The following is a 19,742-nucleotide window of genomic DNA, read 5'->3' as shown; positions in this document are numbered from 1 at the left end:
TGCTTATTCAAGCTTGAGTATCTAACTTAAATAAACGGATAAATTTAATGCGTACCAGTAATTATCTTCTTTCTACTCTGAAGGAGACTCCAAACGACGCAGAAGTAGTGAGCCACCAGCTCATGCTACGTGCAGGTATGATCCGTAAGCTGGCTTCAGGTTTATATACCTGGCTACCTACTGGTCTACGTGTACTGCGTAAAGTCGAAAACATCGTTCGTCAAGAAATCGACAATGCAGGCGCAGTCGAAACTTTGATGCCCGTTGTTCAGCCGTTTGAACTATGGGAAGAGACAGGCCGCAGCGAAAAGATGGGTCCTGAGCTACTTCGCTTTACTGACCGTCATGTTCGTCCGTTTGTACTTAGCCCAACCGCTGAAGAAGTGATCACTAGCCTTGTTCGCAATGAAGTGAGCTCTTACAAACAGCTTCCGCTAAACCTGTACCAAATCCAAACTAAATTCCGTGACGAACGACGCCCACGTTTTGGCGTAATGCGTTCACGTGAATTCTCAATGATGGATGCGTACAGCTTTGACATTGATAAAGACGGACTACAAAAATCATACGACGCAATGCACGATGCTTACTGTAAAGCATTCGATCGCATGGGTCTGGATTACCGTCCTGTACTTGCAGATAGCGGTGCTATCGGTGGTAGCGGCTCTCAAGAGTTCCACGTACTGGCTGAAAGCGGCGAGGATATCATCGCATTCTCTAGCGAGTCAGATTACGCGGCAAACATTGAAAAAGCAGAAGCACTAGCTCCAGCCTCTGAGGCTGCGGCACCAACACAAGAAATGACGTTGGTTGATACGCCAAACGCGAAAACAATCGCTGAATTGGTTGAGCAGTTCGAACTACCAATTGAAAAAACAGTGAAAACACTGTTTGTGAAAGCATCTGACGAAGTTGATGCGCCAATCATCGCGCTTATTATTCGTGGTGATCATGAACTGAACGAAGTGAAAGCAGAAAACCTTCCTCAGATTGCAGCTCCACTGGAAATGGCATCTGAAGAAGAAATTCGTGAGCTTATCGGTGCAGGCCCTGGTTCACTAGGCCCTGTTGGCCTTAAACTGCCGTTCATTGTTGACCGCAGCGTTGCGGTAATGAGCGACTTCGGTGCGGGCGCGAACATCGATGGCAAACACTACTTCGGTATTAACTGGGGTCGTGATGTAGAGCTTGGTCAAGTTGAAGACCTACGTAACGTTGTGGAAGGTGACCCAAGCCCATGTGGCAAGGGCATTATCCAGCTTAAGCGTGGTATCGAAGTTGGCCATATCTTCCAACTAGGTAACGCTTACTCCGCAGCGATGAACTGTGGTGTACTGGGTCCTGATGGTAAGAACGTCATCCTAGAAATGGGTTGTTACGGTATCGGTATCACTCGCGTAGTAGCGGCTGCTATTGAGCAAAATCATGACAAATACGGCATCATCTGGCCAGATGCAATCGCACCATTCCAGGTTGCGATCGTTCCAATGAACATGCACAAGTCAGAAGAAGTAAAAGAAGCCGCTGAGAAGTTGTACGCTGAGCTAACGGCAATGGGCATCGAAGTACTATTTGATGATCGTAAAGAACGCCCAGGTGTAATGTTCTCTGATATGGAGCTTATTGGTGTACCGCATACCATTATTATCGGTGACCGCTCAATGAAAGAAGGCAACTTCGAATACAAGAACCGTGCTACTGGTGAGAAAACGCCAGTCGCAATGACTGATATTATCGAGCACGTAAAAGCTCAACTAAAGTAAGCGCTCGACGAGTTCGCATTTGAAGTAATTTCAAATAATTAGAAAGGGTTGGCTTCGGTCAGCCCTTTTTTATTACTGGGCAACCTTACTACTCCCCTTTAGATCTATTCACTTTGTTAATCTTTGGTTCAGCTTCTTGCTATTAAACTGATTTCATCATCTAAAGGAGGTCAGTTATGGATTTAAAAAGTCTTCTAAACCAAGCACTCAAATCAGACTTACTCAAGCAAGGGGCTGATGCGTTAGGTAAACAAACTAACAACATCAAATCCTCATCAAACTCAAGTAGCCTGAAAACGCTAGGAGCAGGTGCCGTTGGCGGAGGCCTTATCGGTATGCTGATGGGCTCGAAGAAAAGTAAAAAAATGACCAAGAAAATAGGCTCGGGCGCATTAAAAGTTGGTGGCGCTGCTGCGCTTGGAGCATTAGCCTACAAAGTTTATAACGACTGGCAAGCCAAACAGTCCGGTCAAGGTGTTCAAGAAACCTTTGACCCCGATGACAATAAACACAGTGTCTTAATTTTAAAAGCAATGATTGGAGCTGCAAAAGCTGATGGTCACGTTGATGAAGAGGAAATGGCGCGCATTGAACAAGCTCTCGCGGATATGGGCGCAGATGAGCACGTTCGTCACCTCGTTCAGCAAGAGTTAAACAAACCGCTTGATCCTGCTGAAATTGCTAATCAGGCGACCTCTCCTCAACAAGCGTCAGAAATTTACCTAGCGTCTTTGATCGTCGCTGATGAACAAAACTTTATGGAAAAAGCGTATCTGCAAGAACTAGCAAAACAACTTCAACTTTCACCAGAAGTCACTCAGCAGTTAGAAGCACAAATGCAGTGATTAAATCTCGCTCAAGCAAACCTTCAACTTGAGCCAAAACAACTCTGTACTTTGAGTTTCAAATCCGCTGTGTGTATATTGAGATAAGTTATCATTTAGTGGAAAGAAAACATGCAAGTATACGGCTGTTGTGAACTGGTTCGTGAGCTTTATGCTCAGATTGGTAGTGGCGATCAAGCTTATATTCCCCAAGCAATTTCATGTGCAGTTAAAGCACTGAACGATGTTGCAGCGGATGAGTCCCTGCCTAAAGAAGTGCGTGAAAAAGCGGCATTTGCTGCGGCAAACCTACTGATTTCAGATTTTGAGGATAAGTAATGAATCTAGCGAACTTTGAATCCATGGATCCTGTCATGCTGATGAGCATTGTGAATATGAAGCTACGCGACGACTTCGGTGGTGACTTAGATAAACTGGTGGCTTTCTTCGATATCGAGCGCACAGCACTGGAGACAAAACTGGCTTCTGCTGGTTTTGACTTTCTTCCAGAAGCAGGACAATTCCGTTAATCCACACCATGCTTGGCGGATAACCGAAACGAGAATAACCAATATGAAAAAGGGCTTGATGAGTTACCATCAAGCCCTTTTCTTTTATTCGATAGACGTCTCGGTTAGCCAAATGAAGCCCAGATGACTGTCGCCACAAGAATTGGACATACAAACTTCACATACGCAGGCCATAACTTACCAAACCAACCTTGCGTAAACTCCGGGCAACCTTGCTCAAGCTCTTTGATTTTTGAGTTGCGATTCCATACCCAACCACCAAATAAGCAGAATAAGAGCGCAGCGGTTGGTTGTAGATACTGAGTAGCAACCGTCGCGACCATACCAAACAGAGCGCCAAAGTTATAAACAATCACCACACTGAACAAGGCAATGAGACCACCTAAAACCCAGCTCGTTGCGCTGCGCTTAGTATTGAAGCGCTCACTCACTAAAGCCACTGGACACTCTAACATTGAAATGGAGGACGTTAGCGCCGCAATCGTCAGCAATAAGAAGAACACAATAGAGAATAATTGACCAAGCAAACCTAAACTATCAAACATTAGTGGCAATACCGTAAACACTAACGTATCTGAGCTTAATAGAGAGCCATCTTCTGCATAGATTTGAACGCCCTTTTGCATTGCCACAAACATCGCTGGCATCACCACTAATCCTGCAATGAAAGCAACGGCAGTATCTACCATGGTCACGTTCATCGCCATCTTTGGTAGGTTTTCTTTCTTACTCAAGTAAGATCCGTAAATCAACATTGAGCAGCCACCGATCGTAAGCGAGAAGAAGCCCTGTCCCATTGCAGCAAGAATCAACTTGCGGTCCCATACCTTTTCAAAATCCGGCACTAGGTAATGTTTCAGACCTTCCATCGCACCGTTTTGCGTCATGATGTAAGCAAACAGTAGAGCAAACAGAACAAACAATGCTGGCATCAAACGTGTGGACCACTTCTCAATACCTTGTTTTACGCCACCTTGTACGATGAGAATCGTCAGTACATAAAAAGTAATGGTTCCGAACAAGTTACGTTCAACACTAAAGCCCTTTAGCCATTGAGTTGCAGCTTCTAACCCCATTAGATCTGTGATTGCACCCAGTAAAAAGCAGATCAACCAACCACCAACAATTGAATAAAACGCTAAGACAGCGCTTGGTACGCTTAAACCAATCCAACCCACAATGCCGCCGAGCTTTTTACCGGCAGGGTTATCTGTGATTGCACGCATACTGTCTACAGGGTTGGCTTGACCATGGCGACCAATCGCCATTTCAACCACCAGCATCGGAAATGCGACGATAAGAATCATCACCAAATAAACTAACAGGAAAGCACCGCCACCATTACTGGCTGCTTGAGTTGGGAAGCCCCAAATATTGCCAAGGCCAACTGCGGCACCTGCGGCAGCTAAGATGAACCCGAGACGAGAGCCAAAATGCTCGCGAGGCTGAGAAGAGGTTTGCTGTGTCATACTACTCACACAAAAATATCATTGAACTAGCTAACTAGTACACTATAGCAATATTCACTATTCAACAAGAGCACCTCGGTTAAATCCTCGACAGTTGAAACAATTTGTAGTCATTCAGCTTGTAAATTTTAACGTACATCTCATATTCATCGCTCAAAAGCCTCGCGACTGTTGTTCGTTTTACGTGGCTGAATTTTACCAATCCTTCTGCCGTGAAGTGAGCCGAAAAATAATGAGCTCTGGTGTAAGGGACGAACTGTTCCTCGTGACACTGTGTCGAAAAGCAGAATATTGTGCTTCGCTTTTTCCCCCTAATGTCTATTTATCAGCTAGTTATTACTCTGTTCTCATTTATACCCATGATTCAAGGAGAGGAAAATGAAGGTCACCCTACTTCACGGAGCGATGGTTGTAGCACTCAGCGCCAGCTACCAAGCTCAAGCCTATAACTGTCAAAGTCTACCCGACTGGGACAGCACTGCGACTTATACATCGGGCGCTTTAGTAAAAACGCAAGGAGCCGCTTATGAGGCTGCATATTGGACGCAAGGCAATGATCCCGTGACCAACTCAGGATCTTGGGAAGCATGGAAAGCGTTAGGGCAATGTGATGGTGGAAGCAACAATTTATCACCAACGGTGTCGTTCTCCTCTCCAATAAACAACGCACAAATTCCCGAAGGCAGTGCGATCACTTTGTTAGCCAACGCAGCTGACGAAGATGGCCAAATCACACAAATTGAGTTTGTTGCAGGCAACCAAACCGTTGCTGTGGTAACTCAAGCACCATTCGAAGCTTCTTGGACCGCTATTGAAGGGATCTCGCAATTGACCGCAATTGCGACAGATAATGAGGGAGCTGTTAGCACCACGACGATTTCTATCCAAGTTCAACCACAAGTCGAATTACCGCCCCCAAGCATTTCATTGACAAGCCCAGTAGGCACAGAAGTGCTTAATGTAGGCGATAACCTAACCGTAGCCGCTCAAGCTGACGATATTGATGGTGTGGTCACACAAGTTGAGTTCTTCGTAAACAATCAATCTGTCGCCATTGATACTAGCGCACCTTACGAATATCAATGGACCGCTAGTCCAGGTACATACTCGTTCAAAGCACAAGCGACTGATGATACAAACCTCGCAACGATGAGCCAAGAAGTAGCGCTGGTTATTAGTAATTCAGAAACCGGAACGGGCGGATGTGCAGATGCAGTACCTTATGTGGCAGGCACAAGTTATCAAGCTGGCGACCTGGTTTCTCACTTCAACCAAAAATATCGTTGTGATGTTGCTGGTTGGTGCTCCTCGGATGCGACATGGGCTTACGAGCCTGGTGAAGGGCTATACTGGCAAGATGCTTGGAGTGGCCTAGGTGCTTGTTCGACACCACCGCAAGTTACCATTACGGCACCAACGGATGGACAAGTCGTGCTCGCTGGCAGCAATAACGAAATCACGGCAAACGCAAGCGATGCTGATGGCACAGTCACGCAAGTTGAGTTTTTTGCGAACAACACCAGCTTAGGGGTCACCACTCAAGCACCATATTCCGTTACTTGGAACGCCACACTTATTGGCGCTAACCAGCTTAAAGCCGTCGCAACCGATAATGATAACAACACGTCAGAGTCCCTGGTTGGTGTGGAAGTCAGCGATAAAGATTTGGTCGTCTCTCTGACTTCACCAAGCAGCGGTCAAACCGTCGGATTAGGCGAAAGTCTCGCATTAAGCGCCGATGCAACGTCTTTAACTTCAGGCATTAAACACGTTGATTTCATGATCAACGGCTCTATTGTTGCAACCGATACCACAGCACCTTACACAGCCAACTGGACACCAACTGCACTTGGTAACTTTACAGTTAGCGCCCAAGCTGTGGATTTGTCGGGAAGCAATGCACTGTCTGACGCCGCTGCAATAACGGTGGTTGAGCAAGTAGAGAAACGCCATAAACTCATCGGTTACTGGCACAATTTTGTAAATGGAGCGGGCTGTCCAATTCGTCTAGCGGATATGGCAGATGCTTGGGATGTGATTGATATTGCCTTTGCTGAAAATGATCGCAACAGTGATGGCACCGTGCACTTTAATCTATATTCAGGCGATATTTACAGCGATTGTCCAGCACTCGATCCAACACAATTCAAGCAGGACATGGCAGCGCTTCAAGCTAAAGGTAAGAAGTTTGTTCTCTCTCTTGGCGGCGCAGAAGGCACGATTACGCTGAATACCGACCAAGATGAAGCCAACTTTGTCTCTAGCCTAACAGGTCTTATCGCTGAGTGGGGCTTTGATGGTCTAGATGTGGATTTAGAGAGTGGTTCTAACTTAGTTCATGGCTCGCAAATTCAAGCTCGCCTTGGTCGTGCTTTGCTTCAAATAGAGCAAAACATGGGTGGAGATATGTACCTAACCATGGCGCCTGAGCACCCTTATGTTCAAGGTGGTTATGTGGCTTATAGCGGTATTTGGGGGGCGTACATCCCTGTGATTAACGAGACACGCAGCACGCTCGACTTGCTTCACGTCCAGTTATATAACAACGGCGGTTTGCCAAACCCATACCTGCCAGGCAGTGCACCAGAAGGCTCTGTGGATATGATGGTAGCGCAATCTAAAATGCTTATCGAAGGTTTTGAGTTGGCCGACGGCACTCAATTTGCACCATTGCGCGATGATCAAGTCGCAATCGGTTTACCTTCAGGTCCTAGCTCGGCAAATTCAGGGCAGGCTCCAACACAGAATATTATCAACGCACTAGATTGTTTAACCAAAGGCACTTCATGTGGCACCGTTAAGCCAGCGTTCAATTACCCGAATTATGCAGGAGTAATGACATGGTCTATCAACTGGGATCAGCATGATGGTTTTAACTTCTCAAAACCTGTCGGCGATAAGCTCACCGAGATGAACGCGCAATAAGCAACCAAAGAACAAGCGAGTAAAACGCAAAGAGAGCACAATAGTGCTCTCTTTCTTTATCTCATCGAGTTTTTACTTTTTTAATGAGTAATTAAATCGTAAATACTCGGTAATCTTTTAGCTCAGGGATTTTCTTCAACAAATCGTCTTCTTGCCCTGCCATGTCATCCAACGAGTCACACAAGTCTTCTGCTTGTTGCTCTACCTCTTTCGAATGCTCAGCTAAACGCTCTTCTACTTTCGCGCTGAGTTCAGCCATACTCTCCGATAATGCAGTGAGGTTTATTCCCCCCTCTTCCTTCATTTTTTTCGATAAAGCATCCAACGAACTCGCTAAAAACTCTTTATTGAAGATCTCTTGTGCTTTTGCAAAGTCTTCAGTCCACCCTTGTGTCATGGACTCAAAACTTTCCGCTGGTAGAATGAAATCACCATCTTTGTAGTAACGTGATTCAACATCAGCGAAAAAGTCCTGTACTGCGACTTTGACGTTATCAAACACGCCAGGTGCGTCTAGGCTTTCCGCGACATCATCGATGATGTCATTTGCAAGCGCTAAACCATCACTCGCCAACTGCTTTGCTTGTGGAATATACGCGTTCATTTTTTCGCGATAGTCTTCAATTGCCGCTTTTTGGTCGGCATTGAGTTCAATTAACTCACCTTTGATGAATAGATTGTTATCTTCATCCACGACGGCTTTATCACCTGTCGTTTGGCGAATTTCCAAGCTTTGCCCATCCATACGGACTTCATTATTGATGTCCACACGACACTGCGCTGCATAACCAGTAGCACTGACCATCAGCAATGAGAGTGTAAAAAGCTTTTTCATGTCATTCTCTTTTATTTAACATTACTCGTGTTAAACATAACACTGAGTGATACATGAGATGTCAGCAAACCGTCACGACTTCGTAACAAGTTGTTTTATCTCCTATTTTCACGTCAACCTCATCACCTTCTTCTTTTCCGAACAACGCTCGACCCAGAGGAGATTTAGCTGTTAAGACAAAGACTTCCTGAGCCTGATATTGAACAGTCAAACCACCAGAGCAAGGGCCTACAAAGAAGTGCTTTTCAAGCAAATTCTCATCTGCGAGAACAACGTAAGCGCCAACACCAACAGGCGCATTCTTAAGGTCGCGAGTCACTAAAGAACGATATTGACGCAATTCCTCTTCACTATCTTGGATTCGCATGGCTTGTCCATGAGCAAGATACGCGGCTTCAAGTGCCAATGTATCGTACTTGTGCTCGGGAACAGTTTCTTCATCTGTCGCGGCATCGATCGCTCGCTGAGCCGATGCATGGGCAACTTGAAGTTTTTCTTCCAGATGTTGGATGATAATTTGGACTAAGTCAGCTTTGTTCATACTTTTAGGACGCGCGTTTAGTATTCGGGGTGTGTTAATGTAGCCAAGTTTACCATCAAAGAAAGGTTTCCCTATTATGCAAAGTGACTCGCTGCATCAAACACTTCAATCTGTATTTGGTTTTGACTCATTACGCCAAGGTCAGCAACCCGTTATTGAAGCCGTTATGAATGGTTACTCTGCTGCGGCAATCTTTCCTACAGGCTCGGGGAAGTCACTCTGTTATCAACTACCTGCAACCATATTACCCAACCTTACGTTGGTGATCTCTCCGTTGTTGGCGTTAATGAAGGATCAACTGAGCTTTTTACAAAGTAAAGGAATCGCGGCCGCTTCTATCGATAGCAGTCAAAGTAGAGAAGAAGCACAACAGGTCATGGCTGGCGTGAAGAATGGACAAATCAAAATCTTGATGATTTCTGTTGAGCGGCTAAAAAACGAGCGTTTTCGTGAATTCATTCGCCAAGTACCGATTTCTTTGATGGTCATTGATGAAGCGCACTGTATTTCCGAATGGGGGCATAACTTTCGTCCAGATTATCTCAAACTACCGCAATATCAACGTGAACTGAACATCCCACAGTCTTTACTTCTCACCGCAACGGCAACGCCTGCAGTTATTGAAGACATGCAAAAAAAGTTCGATATTGCCAGTGAACATATTACCGTTACAGGCTTCTACCGCCCCAATCTGGATATCTCGGTGATCCCGTGTGAGGAAACAAAGAAACAAGAACAGCTCAGTGAGATCATCGCCTCTTCACCTAAGCTTCCGACCATCGTATACGTGACGCAGCAGCAAACAGCAGAACGAGTAGCAAAGTCATTAATCCATATTGGCATTAACGCTCACGCATACCACGCTGGCATGAAAAGCGACGTTCGTGAACAAATCCAACAGCAGTTCATGGATGGCCAAATTGACAGTATTGTTGCAACGATTGCATTTGGTATGGGAGTCGATAAATCTGATATTCGCCGCGTCATTCACTTCGACTTACCCAAATCAATCGAGAACTACGCACAAGAGATTGGACGTGCAGGCAGGGACGGGCAACGCTCTGAGTGTATTCTGCTAGGCAATACGTCCGGCTTAACGGTGTTGGAGAATTTTGTCTATGGTGACACACCAGAATTTACGTCAATTAACTATGTAGTCGAGCAAGCGAAAGAACATGCTCCACAATGGGAGGTAGTGCCACTGCGTTTGTCGCGTGAAAGTAATATCCGCCAATTGCCACTCAAAACCTTGTTGGTTTATTTGGAGCTACATAACGTCATTGAAGCAAAGTACAGTTACTTTGCGGAATATCGGTTTAAGTTTTTGCACGATCAGCAATTTATTGTGAATCAATTTCAAGGCGAGCGACGTCAATTTGTGGAGGCTATTTTCTCCTGCTCGCAAAAAGCCAAAGTGTGGTGCAAAGTTGATCTAGAAGCGCTATGGATGAACTATCAATCGGAACGCAGCCGAGTTGTCGCAGCGCTCGACTATTTTCACCAGAACGGCTGGATAGAACTAGAGAGCAAACAACTGACGGACGTGTACTCAGTTATGCCAACCAAACAGAGCTCGGATGTTTTAATCCAACAACTGTATGAACTGTTCCAATCCAAAGAAAGCAAAGATATCGAAAGAATCCACACCATGCTGCACTTGTTCCAGTCCGAGCACTGTTTGAGCTCACAATTGGCGAACTACTTTGCGGATCACGATGCACCAAAGCAATGTGGTCACTGCTCCGTGTGTCGTGGTCACGTCGCCACATTCACAGCACCAGAACCTGAAGATATTGAACAATCTCAAGTATCGATATGGGCGCGGGAGTTTATTCAGCTTTCCCCATCGGCCATCAGTAATGATGCCGTTGCTCGCTTCTTGTGCGGAATCAGCACTCCTTTGATTAGCCAGCTAAAAGCCTCAAAGCTAGCAGGTTATGGTGCAATGGCAAATGTAAGTTTTGAGCAGGTATTAACGCAGGTAGAAACGGTAAGGGCCTAAAAAAAGCTCAATTGACGCGCTTGGTCTTCGGGCTTGAGCATCACGTTCAAGCCTAAAAGGCGAATTTCCCGTCCATTTTGGCGTTTAAGAATATCTCTTAGCAAGATCTTGAAGTCCTCAAGCTCTAATTGCGGATGGATGTGCTCAATTGTTGTCAGTTGAAAGTCGGCAAATTTGACTTTAATACCTTGTTTAATAATCGACTTATCTGGGCTTGCACGCTCTAAACGTTTCTCGAGTTCAGGATAAAGTTTCTCCTCAATCACTTGCCAACATTCATCATAGGTTGCGATGTTCTGGCTGAATGTCCTTTCCACACCGACGGACTTTCTCTCGCGCTCAACAACGACTTCTCGATTATCAATTCCATGGCTTCGCTGCCATAAGGAGGCACCCTGACGACCAAACTGCCTCAACAACTCTCGATAGTCACTGTTTTTAATGTCCTCACATCGATAAAAACCGGCTTGGTGGAGCTTCTCAAGACTCACCTTCCCCACACCAGGAATGTTCTCTAGCGGAAGACTATCGATAACCTCTTGGACTTTCTCTGGCGGAATCACAAACTGACCGTTGGGCTTGTTCATGTCTGACGCGACCTTGGCAAGAAACTTTATCGGAGCAATGCCCGCCGATGCCGTCAACCCAAGTTCACTCCAGATATCGCGGCGAATTGACTCTGCGATCAACGTAGCGGAGCCACGGCAAGCTGTCGAGTCCGTGACATCGAGGTATGCTTCATCCAATGAGAGAGGTTCAATGATAGGCGTATAACGCTCAAAAATAGCACGAATCTGCTGAGAGACTTGCTTATATACATGCATTCTACCGGGCACAACCAACAAATGAGGACAGAGTTGCAGCGCGCGCGCCGTTGACATTGCACTGCGAACACCATATTTACGCGCATCATAATTACAGGTGCTAATCACTCCACGCTGCTTTTCATGTCCGCCAACAGCGAGTGCAATGCCACGGTAACTGGGGTTATCTCTCATCTCTACGGCAGCATAAAAACAATCCATATCGACATGAATAATTTTTCTAATTCGATCTGACATAGCCATCAAAGCACTGTTCAAAAAAACAGTATAAATCAAATCTACCTGAAGAGAAATGGGCGTGTTTAAGCGAACGTCAATCTCGAAGCATTACGTCCAATTGATCGACTAATTCGGCCCAATCTGCATCTTCTTCGATGGCTTGTTTTAGAAAGTTCGCCTGTGACATCGTCCAAAAGCTAGCTTCATGTAAAGGCGCAGAATCTCTTTTGTGTCGATGTTGATTAATAAAATCTTTCATTTCTTGAGGAGAGCTACCGAGGCCCAGTTGTTGAAATAGCTCAGCCATACCATGTTGATGCATTTCCATACTACTTTCTCCCTACGTTAGCTAAACATAATTATATAACTAAGACAGGAATAATGATGTGATGTTAACGGATGCGTGTCAAACATTTGAGTAGTTGTTCTACTTTTGGTTGACATGTGTTTTTTGATGGCGATAAGTTTAATTTTAGTTATCATTGATTTTAAACAATTAATTTTGGGGACTGCGCTTGAGTAATAAGATTCTGGTTGTTGAAGATAGTCGTGCATTTAAAAACTTTCTTTGCCAAACAATAAGCCAAGCTGGTTATGAGGTCATCGCAGCGGAAAGCTACGCGGAGGCAAAGAACTTGTTATCTTCAGCACAGGACCTCTTCTGTGCGGTTTTAGACTATTGTTTACCGGATGCTCAAGATGGCGAGATTATTGACCTCGTTTTGGAACATGGTCATCGTGTCATTGTTTTAACGGCTCGATTTCAAGAAGACACTCGCGAAAAGATGCTTGCAAAAGGTGTCCTCGACTATATTTTGAAAGACAGCATGGCGTCCGTTTCCTATCTATTACCACTCCTCAAGCGACTAACCAACAATCAACAACACAAATGTTTAGTCGTTGATGATTCACACACCGTAAGAAGACACATTGCCCAACTTTTGGAGCATCAATATATTCAGACGTTGGAAGCTGACAATGGGCAAAAAGCCCTAGAGCTTGTCGAGCAAAATCCAGATATCACTCTCGTTTTAACCGACCATGATATGCCCGTTAAAGATGGCATTACTATGGTGCGTGAATTACGTCGGAAGTGGGATAAAAATCAATTAGCCATTCTCGGCTTGTCGGGTAGTAACTCTAAGACCATGACGGCTAGGTTTCTAAAAGCAGGGGCCAATGACTTTTTATACAAGCCATTTAATCAAGAAGAATTTTTTTGCCGTATTCACCAACTGTTAGATATCAAAGACGCAACATCTGAACTGTTTAAAATGGCAAATCAAGATGCGCTAACGGGCTTATGGAACCGCCGCTTTCTGTTTGAGCAACCCCATGTAGAAAACGCTCAAAGAAACATCGCGATGCTTGATATCGATTTCTTTAAGCAAGTAAATGATACACACGGACATGAGGGCGGCGATGCAGTGTTAGTCATGATAGCGAATATTCTAAAAATCTATTTTCCAAATGATATTGTCGCTAGGCTTGGTGGCGAGGAGTTTTGTATTCAAGCCAGTGGCGACTATGACGGCTTTCTAACACGCTTAGAACAAATGAGACAGCGCATAGAAAAAACGCCAATAACTTATTTGGACAAAAACATTCTTGTGACCGCGAGTATTGGTGTAAGCAACATCGAGGGGGAGCTGGAACAACAAATAAAAGTGGCGGATGAGCGACTTTACATGGCCAAAGAGAACGGACGTAACCAAATCATTTCTTCGTCCTAATGACTATCAGTGTGGTCTTGCTCTGTAACATGAGAGAAAGAAACAACAAAACACGGTATTGGGCTCTTTCTCGGACATCTGAGCTTTGGTTAGCTGCCTAAAAATAAAGCTCAGCAGAACGCTGAGCTTTATCACTTTCTTAGTACGATTAACCAATACTAAGCAATTCTATCTTTTTCCCACGCCGCCAATTTCTCAGCACGCGCAGCCTCGCGCGCTTCACGTTTTTTACGCGCATCGCAGGGTTCTGGACAATTACACACTTTTTCGATGCCAACTGCCCCTAAGCCACCACAGCTACCTTTCACGACTTTCTTTTGGAAAATGTATCCGACAGCCATTGCAGTGATTACCGCGACAAACACAGCAAAGGTAATTAGAAATGTATTCATAAAAACATGCTCACTTCTGTTGTTATTTCTTCATGAATGGCTTGTATGCTTCCGAAGCCAACTCTTTAAAACCATCTTCCGTTTTCACAATCATGAAAACAGGAATATTATTTTCGTTCGCAATTGCCATGCCTTTGTCTTCACCTAGCACCATAAGACCAGTTGCAAGACCATCAGCAGTCATCGACGATTTATCTAATACCGTTACAGACACCACTTTATGATGAATTGGTTTGCCTGTTCGTGGATTAATAATATGAGAGTATCTCACACCATTACTCTCAAAGTAATTACGATAGTCACCACTTGTTGCAATTGCCATGTCGCCTGGTTCAATAATTTCTTGAATTGAACGTTCATCAACGGTCGGTTTTTCAATTGCGATACGCCAAGGCACACCTTCACGATTGACACCTTTGAGACGCATTTCACCGCCAACTTCGACCATAAAGTTCTGTACCCCTTCAGATTGAAGGTAGTCAGCAACCACGTCAACCCCCCAACCTTTCGCAATCGTCGATAGGTCGACGTACAAGTTAGGAAGGTCTTTGGACAGTGTATTACCATCAACAGATAGGTGGTGAATACCGGTATTTGCTTTGCGAGCAGCGAGTTCTTCATCGGTTGGAACTACATCTGGACGAGCTTCTGGACCAAACCCCCACAGGTTAACTAGAGGGCCGACCGTCACATCCAATGCACCTAAAGTAAGACCGTTAAGGCGAATTGCTTCTTTCACTACCGTTGCAGTTTGTGTCGAAACTGTAAATGGCTCGCTCGTTTGATGCTGATTAAAACGACTTAACTCTGAGTCGTCACGATAGGTCGACATTTGGTCATTAACCTCTTCCAATAAGCGTTCAATTTCTGTCTGCATCGCTTTTGGCGTTGGAATACCATCTTGCTCGATATACTTGATGTTGTAAGAAGTCCCCATGGTAGGGCCACTTAAATGAATTTGATCGGCAGGCTGCTCACAGCCAGCCAAAATCAATAGAGAAGCAAATGCAACAAGCCACTTTTTCACTTGTTAACTCCCAATGTTGTTGAATTGATATGGGAAATAGGATCAATCCTTTCAATCCGATTACCTATATCAACTGTTGAGTATCAGTTTTATGTCTATAAAAAATAATGGCTAGCTCTCTTGGAGAGCTAGCCATAGATTCAATCACTTGGAGGAATTAACCACCGAAGTCATCTAGTAGGATGTTTTCATCCTCTACACCTAGATCTTTTAGCATGCCGATTACAGCAGCGTTCATCATAGGTGGACCACACATGTAGTATTCACAGTCTTCTGGCGCTTCGTGATCACGTAGGTAGTTCTCGTAAAGAACGTTGTGAATAAAGCCAGTGTAACCATCCCAGTTATCTTCTGGAAGTGGATCAGACAGTGCACAGTGCCATACGAAGTTGTCATTCTCAGCTTGTAGCATATCGAAGTCTTCTACGTAGAACATTTCACGCTTAGAACGTGCGCCGTACCAGAAAGACATCTTACGCTTAGAGTGCAGACGCTTAAGTTGGTCGAAGATGTGTGAGCGCATTGGAGCCATACCAGCACCACCACCAACGAATACCATTTCTGCATCTGTATCCTTCGCAAAGAACTCACCAAATGGACCAGAAATAGTACACTTGTCGCCTTCTTTTAGAGACCAGATGTACGAAGACATGATGCCTGGTGGTACGTCTGGGTTGTTCGGCGGCGGAGTTGCGATACGAACGTTAAGCATGATGATACCGTGCTCTTCTGGGTAGTTAGCCATAGAGTATGCACGAATGGTCTCTTCATTAACTTTAGACTCGTAACGGAAAAGGTTGAACTTCTCCCAGTCTTCACGGTATTCCTCAGGAATATCGTAGTCTGCGTATTTCACGTGGTGAGCAGGAGCTTCAATCTGGATGTAACCACCAGCACGGAAAGGTACTGATTCGCCATCTGGAATTTGTAGCTTAAGCTCTTTGATGAATGTCGCTTTGTTATCGTTAGAGATAACAGTACATTCCCACTTCTTAACGCCGAAGATTTCTTCAGGAAGCTCGATATCCATGTCAGTTTTCATTGCAACCTGACACGCTAGACGCTCACCTTCACGCGCTTCACCTTTAGTAATATGGTCAAGCTCGGTTGGTAGGATGTCGCCACCACCTGATTTAACTTTTACGCGACACTGACCACATGAGCCACCGCCACCACAAGCAGAAGATACGAATACGCCAGCACCTGCTAGAGCACTCAGTAGCTTACCACCTGGTTGTGTAACGATCGCCAGAGAAGGGTCATCGTTCACAGAAATTGTAATGTCACCTGTTGGTACAAGCTTAGACTTAGCGAAAAGAATCACTAGTACTAGTGCTAGTACGATCAGAGTAAACATCACTACACCAAGAATAATGTCCATTGACTATTCCTTAATTGTTGCGGTTTACCCGACTTACAGTTGAACACCAGAGAAAGACATAAAGCCTAACGCCATAAGACCTACAGTGATAAATGTGATACCAAGACCACGTAGACCTGGAGGTACGTCAGAGTACTTCATCTTCTCACGGATACCTGCAAGAGCAACGATTGCTAGCATCCAGCCCACACCAGAGCCGAAACCGTAAACGATCGATTCAGCAAAGTTGTAGTCACGTTGTACCATGAAAGATACACCACCGAAGATTGCACAGTTTACTGTGATCAGCGGTAGGAAGATGCCTAGCGCGTTGTACAAAGGTGGGAAGAAACGGTCTAGGACCATCTCTAGAATCTGTACAAGTGCTGCAATTACACCGATAAAGGTGATGAAGTTTAGGAAGCTAAGGTCCACGCCCTCAACTAACGCGTTCTCTCTAAGAACTAGGTTGTATACCAGGTTGTTCACAGGAACAGCGATAGTCAGAACTACCACAACTGCAACACCTAGGCCGAAAGAGGTCTTAACCTTCTTAGATACGGCAAGGAAAGTACACATACCTAGGAAGAAAGACAGAGCCATGTTTTCGATGAAAATCGATTTAACTAACAGACTAATGTAATGTTCCATGACGTCCTTACTCCTTCGCTTCTACTTGTTCTGGTTTCAGAATACGGATTACCCAGATAAGGAAGCCGATTAGGAAGAATGCTGATGGTGCTAGTAGCATTAGGCCGTTAGGCTGGTACCAACCACCGTTGCTCACTAGAGGTAGAACTTCTAGACCAAATAGTTTGCCTGAGCCAAATAGCTCACGGAAGAAACCTACAGTGATAAGAACGAAGCCGTAACCTAGACCGTTACCAATACCGTCAATAAGAGATGGTACTGGCGCAGACTTCATTGCGAATGCTTCAGCACGACCCATTACGATACAGTTAGTGATAATCAGACCAACGAATACAGATAGCTGTTTAGAGATATCGTATAGGTAAGCTTTTAGCACTTGGTCTACCACGATTACTAACGATGCGATGATTGCCATCTGAACGATGATACGCACACTGTTAGGAATGTGGTTACGGATCAATGAAACAGAGAAGTTAGACAACGCAGTTACAAATGTTACCGCTAGTGTCATTACAAAAGCTGTTTCTAGTTTAGTTGTTACTGCAAGAGCAGAACATACACCAAGAACTTGTAGCGCGATTGGGTTGTTATCCAACACTGGCGCTAGGATGCTCTTTTTAACGTTTTGTGCACTAGACATTAGTTAAGTTCTCCGTCACGAACTTTTGCTAGGAAAGGACCAAAGCCCATATCACCTAACCAGAAGTCAAATGTGTGTTGAACACCATTACTAGTGAGCGTCGCTCCTGATAGGCCATCAACACCGTGCTCAGAACCTTGCGGTGCGCCGCCTTTCACGACCTTAATCGCTGGCTGGTGATCTTCATTGTACAATTTCTTGCCAATGAATTGATCGCGCCATGAAGGGTTCTCTACTTCACCACCAAGTCCAGGAGTTTCACCTTGCTCGTAGTAAGTAATAGCAGACACAGTGTTACCATCAGTTTCAACGGCTACAAAGGCATACATCATCGACCATAGTCCTTTACCGTGCATAGGCAGGATAACTTTTTGGACTTCATCTTGATCTTTTACAAGGTACACCACTGCTGTATTCGCGCGACGACGGATATCAGCTACGTCTTCTTCTGGTGTCAATGCGATTGAACGTTCTGCATCTTTTGATGCTTCACGTTGATCGTACGTAGATGCATTACCCTCAGTAAAGTTACCTGTTTCAAGGTCTACTAGACGAGGTTCGATGTACTCAGCAAATAGCTCTGGTACTTTCTTACCGTTTGCGTCAATGCCTGCAACTTCAACGATCTTTGATTGCTTATCTAGGACAGCGTTAGCTTTTTGCTTATCACGCAGACCTACTGCTGCTGTTGATACGATGATTGAACAAACAAGGCTCAACCCGATAACAACACCCAGCGTCTTTTTAATGCTGTCGTTATTACTTGCCATAGCGTGCTAGTCTCCGCTTGATGTTCTTCTCAATCACTACATGGTCGAACAGAGGTGCGAATAGGTTCGCGAATAGAATCGCCAGCATCATACCTTCTGGGTACGCTGGGTTAACTACACGGATCATCACACACATTGCACCAATCAGGATGCCGTACCACCATTTACCTTTGCTAGTAAATGACGCTGATACTGGGTCCGTTGCCATGAAGAACATACCGAATGCAAAACCACCTAGAACTAGGTGCCAGTGCCATGGCATATTAAACATTGGATTAGTGTCAGAACCGATCACGTTAAACAGAGTCGATACTGCGATCATACCGATCATCACACCCGCAATGATGCGCCATGAAGCGATTCGCATGTAAACGATCATCGCTGCACCGATCATTAGAGCTAGAGTCGATACTTCACCAATAGAGCCAGGGATGTTACCGATGAACGCGTCCATCCAAGTGATAGGAGCGCCAGTTACTGTGTTAACTAGAGCACCGTTACCACCTTGAGCCCATTGGCTAAGAGCAGTTGCACCAGAGAAGCCGTCAGCTGCAGTCCATACTACGTCACCCGAAATTTGTGCTGGGTAAGCGAAGAATAGAAATGCACGACCTGCAAGTGCAGGGTTAAGGAAGTTACGACCTGTACCACCGAAGATCTCTTTTGCTACAACAACACCAAATGTGATACCTAGTGCCGCTTGCCATAGAGGTAGCGTTGGTGGAACGATAAGTGCGAATAAGATAGAAGTTACAAAGAAACCTTCGTTAACTTCGTGTTTACGCACCATACAGAACAACACTTCCCAGAAGCCACCAACAATAAATACTGTTGCGTAGATTGGCAGGAAGTAAGTCGCACCTAGTAGCATCTTACTGCCAACACCCGCTTCCGCACCGATAGTGCCGCCAAGCATTTCTGTTAGCCAGTAGTGCCAGTTACCTGCGATAACTGTCGCTAGTTGGTCACCAGCGTACATGTGGTTAAGTGCTGCAATAGCTTGGCCACCTGCGTTGTACATACCCCAGAACATTGCTGGGAATACCGCAAACCAAACCATGATCATGATACGTTTTAGGTCAACGCTATCACGAACGTGCGAGCTTTTATTTGTTACGATACCTGGGGTGTAAAAAACTGTTGCTACAGCTTCGTACAGGGCAAACCATTTTTCGTGTTTGCCACCAGGCTCAAAATGATGCTCGATGTCTTCAAGAAACTTTTTAAGAGCCATGAA

Annotated in this window: 19 protein-coding genes; 7 read left to right on the top strand and 12 right to left on the bottom strand. The window is 45.0% G+C overall.

What is annotated here, in order from left to right; all coding sequences use genetic code 11:
- Positions 1 to 47: 47 nt before the first annotated feature.
- From R7F64_RS17170 to R7F64_RS17155, 4 genes are all read left to right on the top strand, one after another.
- Positions 48 to 1,763 (top strand): proline--tRNA ligase, encoded by a 1,716-nt coding sequence (locus R7F64_RS17170; protein ID WP_213969798.1) that lies wholly within the window; start codon positions 48 to 50, stop codon positions 1,761 to 1,763.
- 176 nt (positions 1,764 to 1,939) lie between these two features.
- A complete protein-coding gene (locus tag R7F64_RS17165; protein WP_318071925.1) occupies positions 1,940 to 2,608 on the top strand; it encodes a tellurite resistance TerB family protein in 669 nt (222 codons plus the stop codon).
- Positions 2,609 to 2,719: 111 nt separating this feature from the next.
- A complete protein-coding gene (locus tag R7F64_RS17160) occupies positions 2,720 to 2,926 on the top strand; it encodes a YaeP family protein (RefSeq protein WP_005391765.1) in 207 nt (68 codons plus the stop codon).
- Positions 2,926 to 3,117 (top strand): DUF4250 domain-containing protein, encoded by a 192-nt coding sequence (locus R7F64_RS17155; protein WP_005380289.1) that lies wholly within the window; start codon positions 2,926 to 2,928, stop codon positions 3,115 to 3,117. Before R7F64_RS17160 ends, R7F64_RS17155 begins: the two co-directional genes overlap by 1 nt.
- Before the next feature lie 104 nt (positions 3,118 to 3,221).
- Here R7F64_RS17155 and R7F64_RS17150 read toward each other — a convergent pair whose 3' ends face one another.
- The gene (locus R7F64_RS17150; protein WP_005391763.1) at positions 3,222 to 4,586 is read right to left on the bottom strand and encodes a sodium-dependent transporter; all 1,365 of its coding nucleotides are present in this window, start codon (positions 4,584 to 4,586) and stop codon (positions 3,222 to 3,224) included.
- A gap of 378 nt (positions 4,587 to 4,964) precedes the next feature.
- Here R7F64_RS17150 and R7F64_RS17145 point away from each other — a divergent pair, with 378 nt between their 5' ends.
- On the top strand, positions 4,965 to 7,511 hold the full coding sequence (locus tag R7F64_RS17145) for an Ig-like domain-containing protein (protein ID WP_262653219.1): 2,547 nt from the start codon (positions 4,965 to 4,967) through the stop codon (positions 7,509 to 7,511).
- A gap of 91 nt (positions 7,512 to 7,602) precedes the next feature.
- On the opposite strand, the gene R7F64_RS17140 is transcribed toward R7F64_RS17145, so the two are convergent.
- Positions 7,603 to 8,346 carry a YggN family protein gene (locus R7F64_RS17140; protein WP_318071924.1) on the bottom strand — a complete coding sequence of 248 codons (744 nt, stop codon included), beginning with the start codon at positions 8,344 to 8,346 and terminating at the stop codon, positions 7,603 to 7,605.
- 61 nt (positions 8,347 to 8,407) lie between these two features.
- Positions 8,408 to 8,887 carry a GreA/GreB family elongation factor gene (locus R7F64_RS17135; protein WP_213894075.1) on the bottom strand — a complete coding sequence of 160 codons (480 nt, stop codon included), beginning with the start codon at positions 8,885 to 8,887 and terminating at the stop codon, positions 8,408 to 8,410.
- Between the two features lie 76 nt (positions 8,888 to 8,963).
- Here R7F64_RS17135 and R7F64_RS17130 point away from each other — a divergent pair, with 76 nt between their 5' ends.
- Positions 8,964 to 10,889: an ATP-dependent DNA helicase RecQ gene (locus tag R7F64_RS17130; RefSeq protein ID WP_318071923.1), complete on the top strand. Its 1,926-nt coding sequence runs from the start codon at positions 8,964 to 8,966 to the stop codon at positions 10,887 to 10,889.
- Here R7F64_RS17130 and dinB read toward each other — a convergent pair.
- Together dinB and R7F64_RS17120 are read right to left on the bottom strand one after the other, a co-directional pair.
- Positions 10,886 to 11,950, bottom strand: a complete 1,065-nt coding sequence (gene dinB, locus R7F64_RS17125) for a DNA polymerase IV (protein WP_025768236.1) — start codon at positions 11,948 to 11,950, stop codon at positions 10,886 to 10,888. The genes R7F64_RS17130 and dinB overlap by 4 nt on opposite strands.
- Positions 11,951 to 12,026: 76 nt before the next feature.
- On the bottom strand, positions 12,027 to 12,260 hold the full coding sequence (locus R7F64_RS17120) for a DUF2789 domain-containing protein (protein ID WP_005380277.1): 234 nt from the start codon (positions 12,258 to 12,260) through the stop codon (positions 12,027 to 12,029).
- A gap of 187 nt (positions 12,261 to 12,447) precedes the next feature.
- Here R7F64_RS17120 and R7F64_RS17115 point away from each other — a divergent pair, with 187 nt between their 5' ends.
- Positions 12,448 to 13,665, top strand: a complete 1,218-nt coding sequence (locus R7F64_RS17115) for a response regulator (protein WP_005380276.1) — start codon at positions 12,448 to 12,450, stop codon at positions 13,663 to 13,665.
- Positions 13,666 to 13,823: 158 nt separating this feature from the next.
- On the opposite strand, the gene nqrM is transcribed toward R7F64_RS17115, so the two are convergent.
- The 7 genes from nqrM to R7F64_RS17080 all read right to left on the bottom strand — a co-directional run bounded on the left by nqrM (position 13,824) and on the right by R7F64_RS17080 (position 19,739).
- Entirely contained in the window at positions 13,824 to 14,057 is a 234-nt protein-coding gene (nqrM, locus tag R7F64_RS17110; protein WP_005380273.1) for a (Na+)-NQR maturation NqrM, read from the bottom strand.
- A gap of 22 nt (positions 14,058 to 14,079) precedes the next feature.
- The gene (locus tag R7F64_RS17105; protein ID WP_213964423.1) at positions 14,080 to 15,084 is read right to left on the bottom strand and encodes an FAD:protein FMN transferase; all 1,005 of its coding nucleotides are present in this window, start codon (positions 15,082 to 15,084) and stop codon (positions 14,080 to 14,082) included.
- A 157-nt stretch (positions 15,085 to 15,241) separates the two neighbouring features.
- Positions 15,242 to 16,465, bottom strand: a complete 1,224-nt coding sequence (nqrF, locus tag R7F64_RS17100; protein WP_005380271.1) for an NADH:ubiquinone reductase (Na(+)-transporting) subunit F — start codon at positions 16,463 to 16,465, stop codon at positions 15,242 to 15,244.
- A gap of 33 nt (positions 16,466 to 16,498) precedes the next feature.
- Positions 16,499 to 17,095, bottom strand: a complete 597-nt coding sequence (gene nqrE, locus R7F64_RS17095; RefSeq protein ID WP_005380270.1) for an NADH:ubiquinone reductase (Na(+)-transporting) subunit E — start codon at positions 17,093 to 17,095, stop codon at positions 16,499 to 16,501.
- 7 nt (positions 17,096 to 17,102) lie between these two features.
- On the bottom strand, positions 17,103 to 17,735 hold the full coding sequence (locus R7F64_RS17090; protein WP_005380269.1) for an NADH:ubiquinone reductase (Na(+)-transporting) subunit D: 633 nt from the start codon (positions 17,733 to 17,735) through the stop codon (positions 17,103 to 17,105).
- Positions 17,735 to 18,505 (bottom strand): Na(+)-translocating NADH-quinone reductase subunit C, encoded by a 771-nt coding sequence (locus R7F64_RS17085; protein WP_005380267.1) that lies wholly within the window; start codon positions 18,503 to 18,505, stop codon positions 17,735 to 17,737. Before R7F64_RS17085 ends, R7F64_RS17090 begins: the two co-directional genes overlap by 1 nt.
- Entirely contained in the window at positions 18,495 to 19,739 is a 1,245-nt protein-coding gene (locus R7F64_RS17080; RefSeq protein ID WP_005380265.1) for an NADH:ubiquinone reductase (Na(+)-transporting) subunit B, read from the bottom strand. Before R7F64_RS17080 ends, R7F64_RS17085 begins: the two co-directional genes overlap by 11 nt.
- Positions 19,740 to 19,742 lie beyond the last annotated feature (3 nt).

The sequence above is a fragment of the Vibrio sp. Vb1980 genome (genome assembly GCF_033338615.1).
Lineage (GTDB): Bacteria > Pseudomonadota > Gammaproteobacteria > Enterobacterales > Vibrionaceae > Vibrio > Vibrio alginolyticus.
This window is presented reverse-complemented; position numbering and strand designations above follow the sequence as displayed.

What these genes read in the sequence shown, in the direction of transcription:
- R7F64_RS17170 (WP_213969798.1), top strand. Translation starts at nt 48, where the DNA reads ATGCGTACCAGTAATTATCTTCTTTCTACTCTGAAGGAGACTCCAAAC.
- R7F64_RS17165 (WP_318071925.1), top strand. Translation starts at nt 1,940, where the DNA reads ATGGATTTAAAAAGTCTTCTAAACCAAGCACTCAAATCAGACTTACTC.
- R7F64_RS17160 (WP_005391765.1), top strand. Translation starts at nt 2,720, where the DNA reads ATGCAAGTATACGGCTGTTGTGAACTGGTTCGTGAGCTTTATGCTCAG.
- R7F64_RS17155 (WP_005380289.1), top strand. Translation starts at nt 2,926, where the DNA reads ATGAATCTAGCGAACTTTGAATCCATGGATCCTGTCATGCTGATGAGC.
- R7F64_RS17150 (WP_005391763.1), bottom strand. Translation starts at nt 4,586, where the DNA reads ATGACACAGCAAACCTCTTCTCAGCCTCGCGAGCATTTTGGCTCTCGT.
- R7F64_RS17145 (WP_262653219.1), top strand. Translation starts at nt 4,965, where the DNA reads ATGAAGGTCACCCTACTTCACGGAGCGATGGTTGTAGCACTCAGCGCC.
- R7F64_RS17140 (WP_318071924.1), bottom strand. Translation starts at nt 8,346, where the DNA reads ATGAAAAAGCTTTTTACACTCTCATTGCTGATGGTCAGTGCTACTGGT.
- R7F64_RS17135 (WP_213894075.1), bottom strand. Translation starts at nt 8,887, where the DNA reads ATGAACAAAGCTGACTTAGTCCAAATTATCATCCAACATCTGGAAGAA.
- R7F64_RS17130 (WP_318071923.1), top strand. Translation starts at nt 8,964, where the DNA reads ATGCAAAGTGACTCGCTGCATCAAACACTTCAATCTGTATTTGGTTTT.
- dinB (WP_025768236.1), bottom strand. Translation starts at nt 11,950, where the DNA reads ATGTCAGATCGAATTAGAAAAATTATTCATGTCGATATGGATTGTTTT.
- R7F64_RS17120 (WP_005380277.1), bottom strand. Translation starts at nt 12,260, where the DNA reads ATGGAAATGCATCAACATGGTATGGCTGAGCTATTTCAACAACTGGGC.
- nqrM (WP_005380273.1), bottom strand. Translation starts at nt 14,057, where the DNA reads ATGAATACATTTCTAATTACCTTTGCTGTGTTTGTCGCGGTAATCACT.
- nqrF (WP_005380271.1), bottom strand. Translation starts at nt 16,465, where the DNA reads ATGGACATTATTCTTGGTGTAGTGATGTTTACTCTGATCGTACTAGCA.
- nqrE (WP_005380270.1), bottom strand. Translation starts at nt 17,095, where the DNA reads ATGGAACATTACATTAGTCTGTTAGTTAAATCGATTTTCATCGAAAAC.
- R7F64_RS17090 (WP_005380269.1), bottom strand. Translation starts at nt 17,735, where the DNA reads ATGTCTAGTGCACAAAACGTTAAAAAGAGCATCCTAGCGCCAGTGTTG.
- R7F64_RS17085 (WP_005380267.1), bottom strand. Translation starts at nt 18,505, where the DNA reads ATGGCAAGTAATAACGACAGCATTAAAAAGACGCTGGGTGTTGTTATC.
- R7F64_RS17080 (WP_005380265.1), bottom strand. Translation starts at nt 19,739, where the DNA reads ATGGCTCTTAAAAAGTTTCTTGAAGACATCGAGCATCATTTTGAGCCT.